We start from the raw sequence: 17,829 nt of genomic DNA, 5'->3' as shown, positions 1-17,829 counted from the left end.
CGTGCACTGTCGGATTCACCCTTCGAAATCAGCTTCCGAGTAGAGAGTACGAATGCGCAGCGTGTGGTCGACGGTCTTGAGGGCCTCGAGTGCCTTCTTGCCGTAGGCCTTGTCGACATCGATGACCACGTAACCGACGGTATTGTTGGTCTGCAGGTACTGACCGGAAATGTTGATGCCTTCCTCGGACAGTACGCGGTTGATGTGGGACATCACGCCCGGCACGTTGTCGTGGATGTGCAGCAGACGGTGCTTCTCCGGGTGGGCCGGCAGCGCGACCTCCGGGAAGTTGACGGAGCCGATGGTGGTGCCGTTGTCGGAGTAGGTCACCAGCTTCTCAGCCACTTCCACGCCAATGTTTTCCTGAGCTTCCATGGTGGAACCACCCACGTGCGGCGTCAGAATGACATTGTCGAACTCGCGAAGCGGGGAGACGAACTCTTCACCATTGCCTTTCGGTTCGACCGGGAAGACGTCGATGGCCGCGCCCAGCAGCTTGCCGCTGGAGAGGGCTTCGGCGAGGTCCTCGATCACCACGGTGGTACCGCGAGCGGCGTTGATGAAGACACTGTTCTGCTTCATCAGCGCGAACTGCTGCTTGCCCATCATCCACTTGGTGGAGGGGATTTCCGGGACGTGCAGGGTGACGATGTCAGCGCGCGCCAGCAGTTCTTCCAGGCTTGCCACCTGGCGGGCGTTGCCCATGCCCAGCTTGGTGACCGCATCGTAGTAGATGACATCCAGACCGAGAGACTCGCTCAGTACGGACAGCTGCGAGCCGATGCTGCCGTAGCCGACGATGCCCAGTGTCTTGCCCCGGACTTCATGGCTGTTCTTGGCAGTTTTCATCCACTGGCCACGGTGCGCCTTGGCGCTCTTTTCCGGCACGCCACGCATCAGCATGATCGCTTCTGCCAGTACCAGCTCGGCGACGGAGCGGGTATTGGAGTAGGGCGCATTGAAGACCGGGATGCCGCGCTTGAGTGCAGCTTCCAGGTCCACCTGATTGGTGCCGATGCAGAAGCAGCCGATGGCGGTGAGCTTCTCGGCAGCGCTGATCACGCGCTCGTTGAGCTGGGTGCGGGAGCGGATGCCGATGAAGTGCACATCACGGATCTTCTCGATCAGTTCGTCCTCGGCGAGCGAGGTCTGAAGCAGCTCGATGTTGGTGTAACCCGCGTTGAGGAAGTTATCCACGGCGGATTGGTGGACACCCTCGAGCAATAGAATCTTGATCTTGCTCTTGTCCAGGGACGTCTTGGCCATTGTCGAATCAACCCTCTCGCCGGTCATGCCGACGTTTCTGTTCGTTTGGTCTTTTTCATGTCCTGCTGGCGTGTCACGCCTTTAGAAAATGCCAGAAAAACAGCGGGGCGTGCTGTCAACAGGGGGGCAAAGAATATCACAGCTGGTGCGGGCCCCGGTTGAAATGTCCAATCGGTCAGCATGAAAAATGCACAGCTTGAAACGAGTGGTCACGCCGGTCTCGGGTGGGCAGCGTCACAGGGCCCATCAGGTTATACTGGCATATCACATGGACATCCCGGGTTCAGCCCGGTCTGATCAGCGAGAGCACTCATGGCCGAACAGGAAGCGCCGCAGGATTTCGCCGCCACCCTTGCGCGTCTTGAGGGATTGGTGACGCAACTGGAAGTCGGCGACATGTCGCTGGAAGCGTCATTGGGCGCTTTCGAGGAGGGAGTGCGTCTGGCGCGTGAAGCACAACGACGGCTCGACGACGCCGAGCTGCGTCTGCAGGCCTTGGTCGAAGGGCCTGATGGCACGCTGGTGTCCACTGCATTCGAAGCGCCCGAGATGCCCGGCAGTTCCGTCGGCGCAGGGGATGAGGAGAACGATTGGTGATGTCAGGTGCATCGACGACGCAAGCCATGCCGTCCGCGCAGGCAAGCGAATTGATTCGTGGTGGGCAGGCGCGTAGCGAGGCCGTGCTCGAGGCATTGCTCAGTCCAGCGGGGGCGGTCAGTGATCGGCTGGAAGAGGCCATGCGTTACAGCGTGCTGGGAGGTGGCAAGCGACTGCGGCCTGTCCTGCTGTACGCTGCCGGACGTGCGCTGGGAGGCGATGAGGACGAGGCAGGGCGTGCAGCGCTGGATGCCACTGCGGCCGCTCTGGAGCTTGTCCATGCCTATTCACTGGTTCACGATGACCTGCCGGCGATGGATGACGACGACCTGCGCCGTGGCCAGCCCACCGTCCATCGCGCCTTCGATGAGGCGACCGCGATTCTGGCGGGCGATGCCCTGCTGAGCCTGGCCTTCGAGGTCATTGCCGATACCGCACATGCGAGAACGCCAGCCCTGATACGCACCCTCGCGGAGGCTTCCGGTCGACGTGGCATGGTGGCGGGGCAGGCGCTGGATCTCGAGGCGGTGGGGCAGTTCCGAGAGGTCGAGGCGCTGTCACGCATGCACGCCTACAAGACTGGCGCGCTGATTCGCTCGGCTGTTCGTCTTGGCGGGCTGGTGGCGGTCGAGGAATCGGATTCGCGTCTTGAGGCTCTCGAGCGCTACGCTTCTGCCATCGGCCTGGCTTTCCAGATTCAGGATGACATCCTGGATGTGACCGGCGATACCGCCACGCTGGGCAAGACTGCCGGTGCGGATGCTGCACGCGACAAGCCGACCTACCCGTCATTGCTTGGCCTGGAAGGAGCCCGAACCCGGGCAGGTCAGTTATTGGACGAGGCCCTGGATGCCCTGGCACCGCTGGGAGAGGCCGCAGAGCCTCTCGCGGTGCTGGCGCGCTACATGATCGAGCGAGACCACTGATTCCTGACGCCTATGAAGCTGTTTGACGAGATACCTGAGGCGCGCCCCGCGACGCCATTGCTCGATGCGGTCGAGACACCAGACGCACTGCGGACCATGAGTCCGGCACAGCTGCGCCAGCTGGCCGATGAATTGCGCGCCTTCCTGCTTTACAGCGTCGGCTGCACCGGGGGGCACTTCGGTGCCGGCCTCGGTGTCGTCGAGCTGACGGTTGCCCTGCATCATGCGCTGGAAACCCCGCGTGATCGCCTGGTGTGGGATGTCGGTCATCAGGCCTATCCCCACAAGATCCTGACCGGCCGGCGCGACGCCATGCACAGCATGCGTCAATACAACGGCCTGTCTGCCTTCCCCAAGCGCGCCGAGAGTGACTACGACACCTTCGGGGTGGGGCATTCCAGCACCTCGATCAGCGCCGCGCTGGGCATGGCACTGGGCGCGCGTACCGCGGGAGAATCCCGTCGCGCCTGTGCGGTGATCGGTGATGGCGCCCTGACGGCCGGCATGGCCTTCGAGGCGCTGGCGCATGCCGGGCACGTCAAGGCCAACCTGCTGGTCGTGCTCAACGACAACGAGATGTCTATCTCGGAAAATGTCGGCGGTCTGGCGAGCTATCTGGCGCGTATCCTGGCCAGCAAGCCCTATACCCAGATGCGCGCCAACGGCAAGAAGCTGCTGTCGCCGCTCCCGGGGGCGCTGGAGCTTGCCAAGCGTACCGAAGAGCACATGAAGGGCTTCATCAGCCCGGCGACGTTGTTCGAGGAGATGGGCTTCAATTACATCGGTCCCATCGATGGGCATGATCTGCCGACACTGGTCCAGACACTGCGCAACATGCGCGATCTCGAGGGCCCGCAGTTCCTGCATGTGGTGACGCGCAAGGGCAAGGGCTTCCTGCCGGCCGAGCGCGACCCCATCGGCTACCACGCGATCACCAAGCTGGAGAAGGCCTCGTCGGAGCAGGCACGGCAGGCGCCTTCCGTGACGGATGCACCGGCACCCAGGCCGCAGAAGTACTGCAGCGTCTTCGGCAACTGGATCTGTGATGCCGCCGCGGCTGACCCTCGTGTCATCGGTGTCACGCCTGCCATGCGGGAAGGCTCGGATCTGGTGCGTTTCTCGAAGGAATATCCTGATCGCTACTACGATGTCGCCATCGCGGAGCAGCATGCCGTGACGGTGGCGGCCGGCATGGCCTGTGAAGGCATGAAGCCGGTGGTGGCGATCTATTCCACCTTCCTGCAGCGTGGCTATGATCAGTTGATCCATGATGTCGCGGTACAGAAGCTGGATGTCACCTTTGCCATCGATCGCGCGGGACTGGTGGGTGAGGATGGACCGACCCACCACGGCAGCCTCGACATGTCCTTCCTGCGTTGCGTGCCGGAGCTGGTGGTGATGGCGCCGGCGGACGAGAGCGAGTGTCGTGGCATGTTGAGTGCGGCGCTGGCACATCCCGGTCCGGCGGCCGTGCGTTATCCGCGTGGCACCGGACCCGGCGTCGCCACGGGCCATGACCTGACGCCACTGACGATCGGCAAGGGCGAATATCGTCGTCGCATCAGTGCCAGTCCCGACGTGCGTATTGCCATCGTTGCCGTAGGCAGCATGAACACGCCGGTGGCGGAGGTCGCCGAGGCGCTGGACGCGACCCACTTCAATCTGCGCTCCATCAAGCCGCTGGATCGCGAGGCCCTGCTGGAGATCGCCGACGAGCATGACCTGGTCGTCACGGTGGAAGAGAATGCCGTGGCCGGTGGTGCGGGTGCCGGCGTGGCAGAGCTCTACCTGAATGCCGGTCTCGCGCAACCCATGCTGCTTCTGGGGCTGCCGGATGACTTCGTCGAGCATGGCAAGCCGGCAGAGCTGCTGCGTGATTGCGGGCTGGATGCGGCTGGCATTCGCGCCAGTATCGAAGGGCGTCTCGCACGCTGAAGTTGCCACCTGGCTCACAGGAACGCCTGTGGATGATTCGAACATTCGAGTTGTCCACAGGCGTTTTTTCTTGCGTGAAAAACGCGCCTGATGCGCCGCACTCTGCTGGCATGATCGACGCTGGCGCGCCACGCTGGGACGGACTGCCGATCCCCTTTTCGCAATGTTGCCAAGGAACGCCCGCCACGATGCTGACTCTCTACAGCTACCCCAATTCCCGCTCACTGCGCGTCGCCTGGACGCTGGAAGAGCTGGAGCTCGACTATCGGATCCACAGCCTCGATCTCAAGGCAGGAGAAGGACGCAGCCCCGAGTATCTGGCCATTCATCCCGATGGCAAGGCGCCCGCCATCGTCGAGGGAGAGTTGGTACTGTTTGAATCCAGTGCCATCTGTCGCTATCTCGCCGCCCGTGAAGGCCGCCTGATACCGTCTTCGCTGGAAGGTCAGGCGCAGCTAGACCAGTGGCTGAGCTTTCTGACCACCGAACTTGAGCAGCCGCTGTGGACGCTGGCCAAGCACACCTTCGCATTGCCGGAAGAACGACGCTGTGAAGACGTGAAGCAGACCGCGCAGTGGGAATTCCAGCGTGCATTGGGCGCGCTCCAGCGCCGCTTCGAGGGACAGGGTTGGTTGTTGGGCGACGACTTCACCCTCGCTGATCTTTTCCTCGCTCAGGTATTGGGCTGGGCCCACAAGGCGCAGCAGCCGATCCCCTCGTCGCTTGCGCGCTGGATGCAGGAAGTTCTTGCGCGTCCGGCCTGCGCACGGGCGCGTGAGCGTGAGGCCCAGGCTGCCGCCAATCGCCCCTGACACATATGAGACATCCACATCGAGAGATGCCTCTCGCTCTGTCACAGCCATGAAATGAGGCGCGTGAGACAAGGCCTCTGAAAGCTCGCACAAGCGCCAAGGCGCCACCCTGATATCAGGGTGGCGCCTTTTTTGTTTCCAGGCCTCAGGCGGACTCTCCGGGCGTTCTGTCGCGTCCAAAATCGTGGGGCCAGGCGAAGCCTCACGACAGCGGGGCGGGCCACGTGCCGCGGGTGGGGCTGCAGGCGAGGCCGCGGCATCCGAGACCTGTCAGGCGTCATCCGCACTGCCGGAATGGCAGTTGATCCGATCTTGAGCGCTTTTCGTATCTAAATGTGATGTGTAATCATCAATATAATATTGAGTTGATTGGTTGTTGATCGGTCGTGAGGTCTGAGAGGGCCAGGGAGTCCGGTGCAGCCGCTAAAACGCCATGTGAATCAGTCGCTTGCCTATGACGTGGCGATTGTCAGACATGGATTTGAGTAAAAGTTGATCGGATATCGCAAATTATGATTCTTTCGCATCATTTATTGATTCGATATATCGTTAATTGCGAATCCTCGTGGTATGATTTGCACAGAAACCTCAATGGGGATAACGACTTATGTGGATCTGGCAGCAGCCTGACTGGCCGCAGGGACGACTGGCGATCACGCCTCTGTTGAGCGAGATGAGCGCAACGCAGGCGGTGATGTCACCGTTGGTGGCGCAAGGGCAGCAATTGAAGGCTCGCCAACGTCTGCGCCTCGAAGCCACCTTGCTCAGTGAAGAGATGGAGGCCTGTGCCCGCCTGTCCGGCGTGGTATTTGGCAGGGCCGCATTGCGCGATGCCCTTTACCAGGCATTGGGGCTGGAATCCGGACAGCTGGAGGCGCCCCGTGGGCAGGTGCCGGGGATTGATGTCTTCGTGGATGTCATGCTCGAAGTGGTGCGGACGGCCTTCCAGCCGCTGGCGCGTGAGCAGGTACTGGAATGGCATCGCCGGCTGGGCCCCTTCCTGCCGCGCAGCAGTGGTCAGCGTCTCGGTGAATGGCGTGATGGGCCCCATGAAGCGGTCAGCGGACGTTATGGCCTCAAGCGATTGCGCTACCGAGCGCCTGGCATGACCGGTGATGAACTTGCGGATGAGCTGGAGCGTTTCTGGCAGCGTCTGGAAGAGGAGGAGCCGGAGGCTGGCAATCCCGGAGTGATCAACGCCCTCAGGCTGCATGCCCACTGGCAGGCGCTCTCACCACTGGCGCTGGGCAACGGGTTGATCGGACGCTTGCTGCTGACTCGCTGGTTGACGCGCGTCGATACGCTGGCGGCATTGCAGCAGCAGGGAGAGTGGACGGGGCAGGTGGCGAAACACTGGGAAGCAGAGGCGTTGGAGCAGCTCTGCTGGCGTCGCCAGACATTGTTCACGGTGGTGGCGGAGCGTCAGGAGGAGCTGCGTGAGCTCGAACAGCATTGTCTTGGTACGCCGGGCACCTCGCCGAGTGGGCAAGCGCTTCCACCTGAGCTCAACCGTGCCTTGAATGGCGATGCGGCCGATGAGGTGCTGCCGGGCGACATGAATGCCTGGGTCGCGTGGTGGTTGAGACAGCTGCGCGATGGCGGACGACGGACGGCATCCCACTACCTGAGAGTGCAGCGTGCCGAGCGCCTGTGGATGGAACATGCCAGAACGCCACTGAATTCCCGTCAGCGCGAACTGGTGTTGACCCTGCTGGAGCGTGATGACGACGAGGGTATCGGGCGTGCGGAGTATCGCGCGCTTGTCGAGACCTCAGACCCGACGGCAGCGCGAGATCTCGCCGATCTGACCGCCAAGCAGGTGCTGGAAAGCTATGGTGTCGGGCGCGGCACGCGCTATCGGCTGCCGGTCTTCGCGCCGCAGGAAGACAGCGCCGTGAGAAACGAGTCCTGAAAAGCGCGCCTTGAAAGCGCGCCTTGAAAGCGCGCCTTGAAAGCGGGAACATCGCGAAAAAAAGCGGGAAGGGTCATGACGACCTTTCCCGCTTTTTTTCATCTGGCTTGCCAGTGCTCTCAAGTCAGTGCTCTCAAGCCAGTGTGCTCAAGAGAGCCGGCCTCGTGTCAGACCTCATACGGCAGCACACCTGTGTAGATCGCGAAGAAGTGGCAGGTGCTGCCGCCGAGCACGAACAGATGCCAGATGGCGTGGTGATAGCGCAGGCGTGTCATCAGGAAGAAGATGACGCCCAGGGTATAGGTGATGCCTCCGGCCACCAGCAGGATGAGCCCCGTCTCGGAGAGCTGCTCGACCAGCAGGGGTGACGCGAACACGATCAGCCAGCCCATCAATAGATAGACGGTGACGCGTAGCGCACTGAAACGCGCTGGCCAGCGCAGCTTGAGAAAGATGCCGCCCAGCGCGAGGGACCAGATGATGGCAAACAGTGTCCAGCCTGTCGGACCCCGCAGATTGACCAGCAGAAAGGGGGTATAGGTGCCAGCGATGAGCAGATAGATGGCGCAGTGGTCCATCAACTGGAAAGCGGACTTGAGGCGTGGGTGGCGGATGCCATGATAGAGCGTCGAGGCAGCGTAGAGCGCGACCAAGGTGGTGCCATAGAGGCTGATGCTGATGATCTTCCAGGGATCGGCCTCTGCCGCCAGACAGGCCATCACGATCAGCACCACGGTGCCGATGAGTCCCATGACAGCGCCGAGACCGTGGCTGGCACTATGTAGCCATTCTTCAAACCGGGTATAGAGAGCGGGACGTGACGATGTCTCGGAAGACGATGTCGGTGAGGGAGAGGGCTTGCGCATGGTGATGTCTCCGGCGCGGATTCCTCTCAAGCCTACTCTCTATAGGATGACGCCGTCATGTCACGCTCTTTCGCCGCCTTCATGGGCTCTCGATGGGCGGGAGCACATCAGTGCCCCCTCCCGCATCTCGATCTCTACTCGCTGCGCTCGATATCCACGTCGCTGGCGTGGGTGAAGTCATCGAGTGCCATCATGTGGCCAAGCTTGCCGGCCTTGGTCGAGAGGTATTGCTCGTTGTGCGGGTTCAGACCGGTGGTGATCGGCTGACGCTCGCTGATGGTGACGCCATCGCGGGTGAGCGCATCGACCTTGCGCGGGTTGTTGGTCATCAGCTTGAGGGTGCTGACCCCGAGATGCTCCAGCATCGGGACGCAGATATCGTAGCGACGCATGTCAGCGCCGAAGCCCAGGCGCTCATTGGCTTCGACGGTATCGGCACCGCCATCCTGCAGCTCATAGGCGCGAATCTTGTTGAGCAGGCCGATGCCGCGCCCTTCCTGACGCAGGTAGAGCAGCACGCCACGCCCTTCGGCGGCAATGCGCTTGAGCGCTTCCTGCAGCTGATAGCCGCAGTCACAGCGCATGGAGAAGAGGGCGTCGCCGGTCAGGCACTCGGAATGCACACGGCCCAGCACCGGGGCACCGTCATCGATGTCGCCCAGGGTCAGAGCGATGTGGTCCTTGCCGGTGGTTTCGTCCTCGAAACCGTGCATGGTGAAGGTCGCCCAGGGGGTTGGCAGCCGCGAGGCGGCGATGAATCGAATGGTCACTGTTCACCTCGAACGCCCGAACAATCGCCGGGCTGAAAAAGCACGGGCATGCAGGGTCTCGGCAATGTCTCGATGAGTGATTCACGTCATTGGCGGCCAGCATGCAATCATCAGGCGAGTTTACCAGTCTGAAGCGTGCGACTCATCGCCTGCGATGGAAAAGCGTTGTTGCCGACACCACCACAATCCGTGGAAGCACTTCAGGAGGAGAGGCCGGGCGGGTGTCTGGGCGGAAAGCGAGGGGAAAGCCAATGCATTTGTTGCATCGTCGCGATGGGCGGGATTTTGCTCAGGCTCTGATAGAATGCCGGGACATTCCCGAGCTGATGTGTGATTCCGATGACCCTGAAGAATGATCGCTTCCTGCGCGCGCTGGCCCGTCAGCCGGTTGACCGTACCCCTGTCTGGATGATGCGCCAGGCGGGCCGTTATCTGCCGGAATACCGTGAAATCCGCGGTCAGGCCGGTGGCTTCATGGACCTGTGCATGGACACCGCGCGTGCCTGCGAGGTGACGCTGCAGCCGCTGGAGCGTTTCCCGCTCGATGCCGCCATTCTGTTCTCCGACATCCTGACCATCCCGGATGCCATGGGCCTCGGGCTTTACTTCGAGACAGGTGAAGGTCCGAAATTCCGCAAGACGGTGCGCACCGCCGCGGAAATCGAGGCGCTGAGCGTTCCGAACGTCGAGCGTGATCTCGATTACGTCATGCGTGCCGTCTCGACCATCCGCCGCGAGCTGAACGGTCGCGTACCGCTGATCGGGTTCTCCGGCAGTCCCTGGACACTGGCGACCTATATGGTCGAGGGCGGTTCCAGCAAGGACTTCCGCCACGTGAAAGGCCTGATGTATTCCAGCCCCGAAGCCATGCATCAGTTGCTCGACACCCTCGCTCAGGCCGTCACCGATTACCTGAACGCCCAGATCGCGGCGGGTGCCCAGGCAGTGCAGATCTTCGATACCTGGGGCGGCACCCTGTCCACACCGGCCTATCTCGAGTTCTCGCTGCGTTACATGGAGCAGATCGTCGCTGGCCTCAAGCCTGACAGCGAAGGCAATCGCGTGCCGGTGATCCTGTTCACCAAGAATGGCGGCCAGTGGCTCGAGCACATCGCCGCCAGCGGTTGTGACGGTGTCGGCCTGGACTGGACTACCGAGATGTCGGATGCGCGCGCGCGCGTCGGCCATCGCGTGGCCTTGCAGGGCAATCTGGACCCGAATGCGCTGTTCGGCACTCCCGCCGCGATTCGTGCCGAAGTCGGCCGCATTCTCGATAGCTACGGTCAGGGGCCTGGCCACATCTTCAACCTGGGGCATGGCATCAGCCAGTTCACTGACCCGGGCAACGTCAATGCTCTGATGGACGCTCTGCATGAGCTGAGCCCCGCCTATCATCAGGATGACACCGCCAACGCCACGCCGCTGGCGCGCGATTGAACCATGTCACTGATGGCTGACAGCCCCGCCGTGTCTTTCATGGCGGGGTATCACGCATGACGCCGCTGGAGCAGCGCCTCGCGCCGAGACGAGGCTGGGCGTGCGTGGCACTGTTCTGTCTGCTGCTGATCCTGTTCGGCACGCTCTCGCCGGGTGAGCCTCACCCGGAGCAGACCTTCCCCTGGGACAAGCTGCAGCATTTCTCCGCCTTCGCCTTGCTGGCATTGACCACGCGGCTGGCCGGGTTGAGCAGTCTTGTCATCCTGCCCGCCTTGCTGCTGCTGGGCGTTGGCATCGAGGGGCTGCAGCTGGTGATTCCCTATCGCGGGGCAGAAGTGCTGGATGCGCTGGCGGATTTCCTCGGCATTCTTGCCGGGCTTGGCTGCCACCTGGGCGGACGTCTGATGGTGCGCCTGAGCCGCCTGTGACGGGCCGTGTGCCAGGCCTCTACCCGCCAGAAGAGGCCTGGCGGGTGAGTCGTTGGTCATCGCGCGTCAACCCCAGTGCCTCGAGATCGTGCACAAGCTCTTTCCACTCCGCGTGTCTTTGGCTATGGTGCTGCGCCTGAGTCCTGTTGATTGATCAGGACTGCATCGCCCGATGACGCGTGCGTCGATGATTCAGGCCTTGAGGGTCTGATGTCCCGTCCTCTTATTCATACCTTGATATCCGACTCCGATATCCCTTGTGAGGGTTCTCATGACCGAACATCTCGATGGCTCCTGGTTCACCGAAATCTTCGACCGCCACGGCAGCGCCTTCTCGCTCAAGGTCAGCCACAAGCTGCATGACGAGCAGACGCCTTATCAGCACCTTGAGGTCTATGCCACCGAGACCTACGGCAATCTGATGGTGCTGGACGGCTGCGTGATGCTGACCGACCGCGACAACTTCCTCTATCACGAGATGATGTCGCATCCGGCGCTGTTCACCCACGCGGCCCCCAAGCGTGTCGTCATCATCGGGGGGGGCGACTGTGGCACCCTGCGTGAGGTGCTCAAGCACCCGGGCGTGGAGAAGGTCACCCAGATCGACATCGATCCGGCGGTCACGCGGGCTTCCGAGCAGTTCTTCCCGGCACTGGTCGAGTCCAATGATGACCCGCGTGCCGAGCTGCTGTTCGAGGATGGCGTCAAGTGGGTCGACAACTGCCCGGACGAGAGCATCGACGTGCTGATCGTCGATTCCACGGATCCGGTCGGTCCGGCGGAAGGTCTGTTCAAGACCGACTTCCTCAAGCGCTGCCACCGTATCCTCAAGCAGGGGGGGGTGATGGTGCAGCAGAGCGAGTCGCCGCTGTATCACACCGACTCCATCATCAAGGACCTGCGCAACGACATGGGCGAAGCGGGCTTCGACAGCGTCGCGACCCTGCCGTTCCCGCAGCCGGTATACCCGTCCGGCTGGTGGAGCTGCACCCTAGCGGGCAAGGGATGTGACGTGAAGTCCTTCCGTGAGGAAGACGCGGCTGCGGCCAGCTTCGCGCGCGATTTCTATACCGTGGAAGGCCATCGTGCCGCCCTGGTACTGCCTCCCTTCATGCAGCGTCTGCTGGAAGACTGAGTCATCCAGAAGCGCATCGGGGCGTGAAGAATGCGTTTCAGTGCGCGGTAGCGTTGAGTCAGGGTGGCTGCGACATTGGTCGCAACTCCCCAGACCGGAGCGCAGGAAAGTTCAAGAACGGCCGTTTCGTCATGAAACGGCCGTTTTTATTTTGCACCGATATGAAGCGAACGAGGCGTCAGACGCCACTATCTGCACGCTTGTCTCGCCATATTATCGACGGTCGGCATCGGGAGGTTTGGCCGTTTTCACTGCCGTTCGGCTGTTTTTTCAGCGTTGAACGCAGCGGATCACACGATAGGCGGAAATTGGAACGGAGCTTGCTATTGTCGAGGGGTGCCATGCACAGCATTGCACCATCACCGTCTCGGGGTGTTTCCGAGCGGATTCCAGACATACGCGAGGGATTCAAGATGCATAACAACAAGAAGCCACTGCTGATCGCTAGCGCCGCCCTCCTGGCTGCCTCGGTAGCCAGTGGTGCCAGTGCCGCGACTCTGGATAGCGTCAAGGAAAAGGGCTTTGTCCAGTGTGGTGTCAGCACCGGTCTGCCGGGCTTCTCGGCGCCGGATGACGCCGGCAACTGGCAGGGCCTGGATGTCGATGTCTGCCGTGGTGTCGCGGCGGCTGTGCTGGGTGATGCCAGCAAGGTGCGCTACGTCCCGCTGACGGCCAAGGAACGCTTCACCGCGCTGCAGTCCGGTGAAATCGATGTCCTGTCGCGCAACACCACCTGGACCGCCACGCGTGACACGTCTCTGGGCCTCAACTTCGCCGGCGTGAACTATTACGACGGCCAGGGCTTCATGGTCAGCAAGGACCTGGGGGTCTCCAGTGCCAAGGAGCTGGATGGCGCGGCGGTCTGTATCCAGTCCGGTACCACCACCGAGCTGAACCTGGCGGATTACTTCCGCCTCAACGAGATGTCCTTCGAGCCGGTCGTCTTCGACACCTCCGACCAGACCGTCAAGGGCTTCGAAGCGGGCCGCTGTGACGTCCTGACCTCCGACCAGTCCCAGCTCTACGCCCTGCGCATCAAGCTCTCCGATCCGGCGTCCGCCATGGTACTGCCGGAAGTCATCTCCAAGGAGCCGCTGGGCCCCGTCGTCCGTCAGGGCGATGACCAGTGGTTCAACATCGTCAAATGGACCCTGTTCGCTCAGATCAACGCCGAAGAGATGGGCCTGACCTCCGACAACATCGAAGCCAAGAAGTCGGATACCAATCCCAATGTCGCGCGTCTGGTCGGTGCCGATGGCAACTACGGCGAAGCCATGGGGCTGCCGGCTGACTGGGCCTATCAGGTCATCAAGCAGGTGGGCAACTACGGGCAGATGTTCGAGCGCAATGTCGGCACTGGTTCCGCTCTGGGGATCGAGCGTGGTCTGAACGCGCTGTGGACCGACGGCGGCGTCCAGTACGCACCGCCCGTTCGCTGATGCCTCGGCTCGCCTGGAGGTCCAGCGCGAGCCGGGTGAACCGTGACGCAGGCTGAGCAAGGACGCTGGCCAGGGAGAAGTGGCCATACGGTCATTTCCCCTGGCCAGCGTCGTGAGGGGCTTGGTCTGTTCCCCGTGATCCTTTCCTCGAGTGCCGAGAGATAACTGATCTGCCGTTCGATAGGGCGGCAGGCGGAAGTCGCATAGCTTTCCGGCGGAGATTGCCTGTATGACACAACCTGCTTCTCGCCCGCCGGCCACGGTCAAGCCGCCATTCTGGCGTGACCCGGCCAAGCGAGCACTGATCTTCCAACTTCTGATGCTGGCAGGCGTGTTCGGCGTGTTGGCGATCATCGTCAGCAATACCCTGACCAACCTCGAAAGCCGTGGCATCACCACCGGCTTTGCCTTCCTGGACAACACCGCAGGCTTTGGCATTCTGCAAAGTCTGATCGACTATTCCGAGCAGTCCACCTATGGCGATACCTTCATCGTCGGTCTGCTCAACACCCTGCTGGTATCCGCACTGGGCGTCATCGCGGCCACCGTGATCGGCTTCATCATGGGGATCGCCCGTCTCTCCCCCAACTGGCTGATCTCGCGGCTGGCGGCGGTCTATATCGAAGTCTTCCGCAACATTCCCCTGCTGCTGCAGATCTTCTTCTGGTACTTCGCCGTTCTTCGCACTCTGCCGAGTCCGCGAGGTTCGCTGTCGCTGGGCGAGGCCTTCTTCCTTAACGTGCGCGGTCTGTTCGTGCCGGCACCGATCACCTCCAGCGGCTTCTCGGTGGTGATTGCCGTGTTCGTGCTGGCCGTCGTCGCCAGCGGCATCTTCAGCTACTGGAACCGCCAGCGTCAGGCCCGTACCGGTCAGCGCTTGCCGGCGGGCTGGATCTCGCTCGGTCTGATCATCGTGGCGCCGCTGCTGGCCTACTTCGCGATGGGCATGCCGCTGAGCTGGGAGCTGCCGGAACTCAAGGGCTTCAACTTCCGTGGCGGCATCACGGTCGTTCCCGAGTTCCTCGCCCTGTGGGTCGCGCTGTCGGTGTACACCGCGGCGTTCATTGCCGAGATCGTGCGTTCCGGCATCGAAGCGGTACCGCACGGCCAGACGGAAGCCTCACGGGCGCTGTCGCTGACCGGTGGCATGACGCTGCGCCTCGTGGTGGTGCCACAGGCACTGCGCGTCATCATCCCGCCGCTGACCAGCCAGTACCTGAACCTGATCAAGAACTCGTCGCTGGCCACGGCCATCGGCTATCCCGATCTGGTCTCGGTCTTCGCGGGTACCACGCTCAACCAGACGGGTCAGGCCATCGAGGTGATCGCCATGACGATGCTGGTGTATCTGACCATCAGTCTGCTGGTCTCCATGTTCATGAACTGGTTCAACGCCCGCATGGCGTTGGTCGAGCGCTGAGGGTCTGCCCATGTCGATTGAAAAGACCCTGTCACGGGTTACCGAGAAGATGATCGATTCCCGCCCGGCGCCAAGCGACAGCATCGGTGCGGTGGCCTGGCTGCGAGCCAATCTGTTCGCCGGACCGATCAATACGCTGTTCACGCTGTTCGCGCTGTATCTGGTCTACCTGCTGGTGGTGCCCAGCCTGCAATGGGCGCTGATCGATGCCGACTGGAGTGGCACATCGCGTGCTGATTGCACGGGTGAGGGGGCGTGCTGGGTCTTCATCAGCGCCCGCCTCGATCAGTTCATCTATGGCTTCTATCCGAGTGAGGAGACCTGGCGGGTCGATATCGTGTTCGCCATCTTTGCCGTGCTGATCGCCTGGCTGGCGATTCCGAAACTGCCGGCAAAGGGCTGGGTCGCCATCGTCACGCTGGCGGTCTTCCCCTTCATCGCCTACTTCCTGCTGCATGGTGGCAGCTTCGGGCTCGAGGTCGTCGGCACCCACGAGTGGGGCGGCCTGATGCTGACTCTGGTGCTGGCGGTGGTGGGTATCGTGGCGGCATTGCCGCTGGGGATCCTGCTGGCGCTGGGACGGCGTTCCGAGATGCCGATCGTGAAGAGCATCTGCGTGGTGTTCATCGAGTTCTGGCGCGGGGTACCGTTGATCACCGTGCTGTTCATGGCCTCGGTGATGTTGCCGCTGTTCGTGCCCGGTGAGGTCAATCTGGACAAGCTGGTGCGTGCGCTGATCGGCATCACCCTGTTCCAGAGTGCCTACATGGCGGAGGTGGTGCGTGGTGGCCTGCAGGCGATCCCGAAAGGGCAGACCGAGGCCGGCATGGCGCTGGGGCTGGGCTACTGGCGCAACATGGGGCTGATCGTGCTGCCCCAGGCGCTCAAGATGATGATCCCCGGCATCGTCAACACCTTCATCGCCCTGTTCAAGGACACCTCGCTGGTACTGATCATCGGGCTCTTCGATCTGCTCGCCATCGTGCAGGCCGGTCTCGCCGACCCCAAATGGCTGGGCTACTCCATCGAGGGCTATGCCTTCGTGGCACTGGTCTTCTGGGTCTTCTGCTTCAGCATGTCGCGCTACAGCCAGTATCTCGAGCGCCTGCTGCATACCGGTCACAAGAAGCGCTGATCACGGCGCCAAGGAATCTTCATCATGACAACGACAACATCTGCCTCGCAGGGCAACACCGGTGCCGATGAGCGCCCGATGATCGAACTCAAGGGCCTCAACAAGTGGTACGGCGACTTCCACGTGCTGCGTGACATCAACCTGAGCGTGCGCAAGGGCGAACGTATCGTCATCTGCGGGCCTTCAGGGTCCGGCAAGTCGACGATGATCCGCTGCATCAACCATCTCGAGGAGCATCAGGAAGGCGATATCGTGGTCAACGGCATGCCGCTGACCCAGGACATCAAGCAGATCGAGGCGATCCGTCGCAACGTCGGCATGGTCTTCCAGCACTTCAATCTGTTCCCGCATCTGACGGTGCTGGAGAACTGCTGTCTGGCGCCGATCTGGGTACAGAAGCGGCCACGCCGCGAGGCGGAAGCCGAAGCCATGAAGTATCTGGAGCGGGTGCGCATCGCCGATCAGGCTCACAAGTTCCCGGGGCAGCTGTCCGGTGGCCAGCAGCAGCGTGTCGCGATCGCACGCTCGCTGTGTCTGAGCCCGGAGGTGATGCTGTTCGATGAGCCGACGTCGGCGCTGGACCCGGAGATGATCAAGGAAGTGCTGGATGTCATGGTCGAACTGGCCAATGAAGGCATGACCATGCTGTGCGTGACCCACGAGATGGGCTTCGCCAAGACGGTGGCGGATCGTGTCATCTTCATGGATCAGGGGCAGATCATCGAAGAGAACGCGCCGGAGCCGTTCTTCAACAATCCGCAGTCCGAGCGGACCCAGCTGTTCCTCAGCCAGATACTGGGGCATTGAGGCCACGGACTGATCGGATGATGTGAGCCGCAGAAAAGACAACGCCCTGCGTGATGACAATCACGCAGGGCGTTGTCGTATGTCTTCCACAAGGACGTCAGTGAGTGCTTGCTTCGTCCGAGCGTCACTCATCGTGAAGTGTCATCAGAGGCTAGGCTCCGTCCTGCGTGCCTCGGTGCTGCTGGTGTCCGGAAGCTCATTGTCGCCGCCCAGGCTCGGTTCCTGCGGCTTGGCGGCGGCCTTGGACGATGCTTCGGCAGGCGTCGGTGCCGCCGGTGTGGCAGCTGATGCCTCTTCGCCCTCGCGCGGCCAGGTGACACTGCGCGGCTTGCCGACCCAGCTGTCGTCATCGTCATGCACGGCAGGGCGACGTGAGATGGAGCGCGTGACAAGCGCGGCTGCATCCAGCGAGTGGTTGGCGCCACGTACGCTCATCACGTGATGCGGTGCCATCAACAGCTCGAACAGTAGACGCGTGAGAACGAAGGCCAGCAGGAAACCGCCGACACCCTGAGACAGGACTGGCCATTGTGCCAGCAGTGAATTGTCCGGCCCGATGGGCGTCAGGTGCTGCAGCGTCCAACCGGTAGCCGTGACCAGAAGGCCCAGCTGAATCGACAGGTGAGCGGTGACCAGCACACGGCGGGGCAGTGGGCGGCGCATCAGGAGCAGATCGCGCATCGAGACATCTCCGGAACAGAGCAAAAGAGTGAGAGGGCGAGAAAGAGGGCAGAGCGGGCCCTGTGTGCAGCGGATGTTAGCACGCACTTCGCCAGCCGCGTCATGTCCGGGAGTGGCGACGGCCATGTCGTCATGTCGGCAATTCTCCTCGCTTGGGTGTGGAAAAATTACCCCCACAGTCCGGTAAGGGTTGAATGTTCACTCCGCTGCCAGCATGTCCTCTGATGAACGCAGAAGATGATCGTCAATATCTGATCAACGAC

16 protein-coding genes are annotated in these 17,829 nt (G+C 62.0%); 12 read left to right on the top strand and 4 right to left on the bottom strand.

Features of this window, described 5'->3' with window-relative positions; genetic code table 11:
* Positions 1-15 precede the first annotated feature (15 nt).
* Positions 16-1,266 carry a phosphoglycerate dehydrogenase gene (gene serA / locus HXS65_RS10300; protein ID WP_077379652.1) on the bottom strand — a complete coding sequence of 417 codons (1,251 nt, stop codon included), beginning with the start codon at positions 1,264-1,266 and terminating at the stop codon, positions 16-18.
* A 312-nt stretch (positions 1,267-1,578) separates the two neighbouring features.
* Here serA and xseB point away from each other — a divergent pair, with 312 nt between their 5' ends.
* The 5 genes from xseB to HXS65_RS10275 all read left to right on the top strand — a co-directional run bounded on the left by xseB (position 1,579) and on the right by HXS65_RS10275 (position 7,448).
* A complete protein-coding gene (xseB, locus tag HXS65_RS10295; RefSeq protein WP_176493811.1) occupies positions 1,579-1,863 on the top strand; it encodes an exodeoxyribonuclease VII small subunit in 285 nt (94 codons plus the stop codon).
* 26 nt (positions 1,864-1,889) lie between these two features.
* Positions 1,890-2,789 (top strand): polyprenyl synthetase family protein, encoded by a 900-nt coding sequence (locus HXS65_RS10290; RefSeq protein ID WP_084209853.1) that lies wholly within the window; start codon positions 1,890-1,892, stop codon positions 2,787-2,789.
* 12 nt (positions 2,790-2,801) lie between these two features.
* Complete coding sequence (gene dxs / locus HXS65_RS10285; RefSeq protein WP_136939472.1) at positions 2,802-4,724, top strand: 1-deoxy-D-xylulose-5-phosphate synthase; 1,923 nt, start codon at positions 2,802-2,804, stop codon at positions 4,722-4,724.
* 188 nt (positions 4,725-4,912) lie between these two features.
* Positions 4,913-5,536: a glutathione S-transferase family protein gene (locus tag HXS65_RS10280; protein WP_176493810.1), complete on the top strand. Its 624-nt coding sequence runs from the start codon at positions 4,913-4,915 to the stop codon at positions 5,534-5,536.
* A gap of 607 nt (positions 5,537-6,143) precedes the next feature.
* A complete protein-coding gene (locus HXS65_RS10275; protein WP_176493809.1) occupies positions 6,144-7,448 on the top strand; it encodes a Fic family protein in 1,305 nt (434 codons plus the stop codon).
* A gap of 167 nt (positions 7,449-7,615) precedes the next feature.
* On the opposite strand, the gene HXS65_RS10270 is transcribed toward HXS65_RS10275, so the two are convergent.
* Together HXS65_RS10270 and ribA are read right to left on the bottom strand one after the other, a co-directional pair.
* Complete coding sequence (locus HXS65_RS10270) at positions 7,616-8,314, bottom strand: hemolysin III family protein (protein WP_077379642.1); 699 nt, start codon at positions 8,312-8,314, stop codon at positions 7,616-7,618.
* Between the two features lie 134 nt (positions 8,315-8,448).
* A complete protein-coding gene (gene ribA / locus HXS65_RS10265; protein ID WP_077379640.1) occupies positions 8,449-9,084 on the bottom strand; it encodes a GTP cyclohydrolase II in 636 nt (211 codons plus the stop codon).
* Between the two features lie 339 nt (positions 9,085-9,423).
* Here ribA and hemE point away from each other — a divergent pair, with 339 nt between their 5' ends.
* From hemE to HXS65_RS10230, 7 genes are all read left to right on the top strand, one after another.
* On the top strand, positions 9,424-10,521 hold the full coding sequence (gene hemE, locus HXS65_RS10260; RefSeq protein WP_077380000.1) for a uroporphyrinogen decarboxylase: 1,098 nt from the start codon (positions 9,424-9,426) through the stop codon (positions 10,519-10,521).
* A gap of 56 nt (positions 10,522-10,577) precedes the next feature.
* Entirely contained in the window at positions 10,578-10,949 is a 372-nt protein-coding gene (locus HXS65_RS10255) for a VanZ family protein (protein ID WP_136939468.1), read from the top strand.
* A 271-nt stretch (positions 10,950-11,220) separates the two neighbouring features.
* The gene (speE, locus tag HXS65_RS10250; protein ID WP_077379636.1) at positions 11,221-12,084 is read left to right on the top strand and encodes a polyamine aminopropyltransferase; all 864 of its coding nucleotides are present in this window, start codon (positions 11,221-11,223) and stop codon (positions 12,082-12,084) included.
* A 413-nt stretch (positions 12,085-12,497) separates the two neighbouring features.
* On the top strand, positions 12,498-13,523 hold the full coding sequence (locus HXS65_RS10245) for an amino acid ABC transporter substrate-binding protein (RefSeq protein WP_077379634.1): 1,026 nt from the start codon (positions 12,498-12,500) through the stop codon (positions 13,521-13,523).
* Between the two features lie 229 nt (positions 13,524-13,752).
* Complete coding sequence (locus tag HXS65_RS10240; RefSeq protein WP_136939467.1) at positions 13,753-14,943, top strand: amino acid ABC transporter permease; 1,191 nt, start codon at positions 13,753-13,755, stop codon at positions 14,941-14,943.
* 10 nt (positions 14,944-14,953) lie between these two features.
* Positions 14,954-16,078, top strand: coding sequence for an amino acid ABC transporter permease (locus HXS65_RS10235; RefSeq protein WP_084209521.1), 1,125 nt, complete (start codon positions 14,954-14,956; stop codon positions 16,076-16,078).
* 78 nt (positions 16,079-16,156) lie between these two features.
* Positions 16,157-16,885 (top strand): amino acid ABC transporter ATP-binding protein, encoded by a 729-nt coding sequence (locus HXS65_RS10230; RefSeq protein ID WP_043331784.1) that lies wholly within the window; start codon positions 16,157-16,159, stop codon positions 16,883-16,885.
* A 144-nt stretch (positions 16,886-17,029) separates the two neighbouring features.
* Here HXS65_RS10230 and HXS65_RS10225 read toward each other — a convergent pair whose 3' ends face one another.
* Positions 17,030-17,566 carry a hypothetical protein gene (locus HXS65_RS10225; RefSeq protein ID WP_176493808.1) on the bottom strand — a complete coding sequence of 179 codons (537 nt, stop codon included), beginning with the start codon at positions 17,564-17,566 and terminating at the stop codon, positions 17,030-17,032.
* Between the last annotated feature and the right edge of the window lie 263 nt (positions 17,567-17,829).

This window comes from Cobetia sp. 5-25-4-2, from assembly GCF_013374075.1.
Lineage (GTDB): Bacteria > Pseudomonadota > Gammaproteobacteria > Pseudomonadales > Halomonadaceae > Cobetia > Cobetia marina.
Note: the sequence above shows the minus strand (reverse complement) of the source record. Positions and strands in the feature narration are given on the sequence as shown.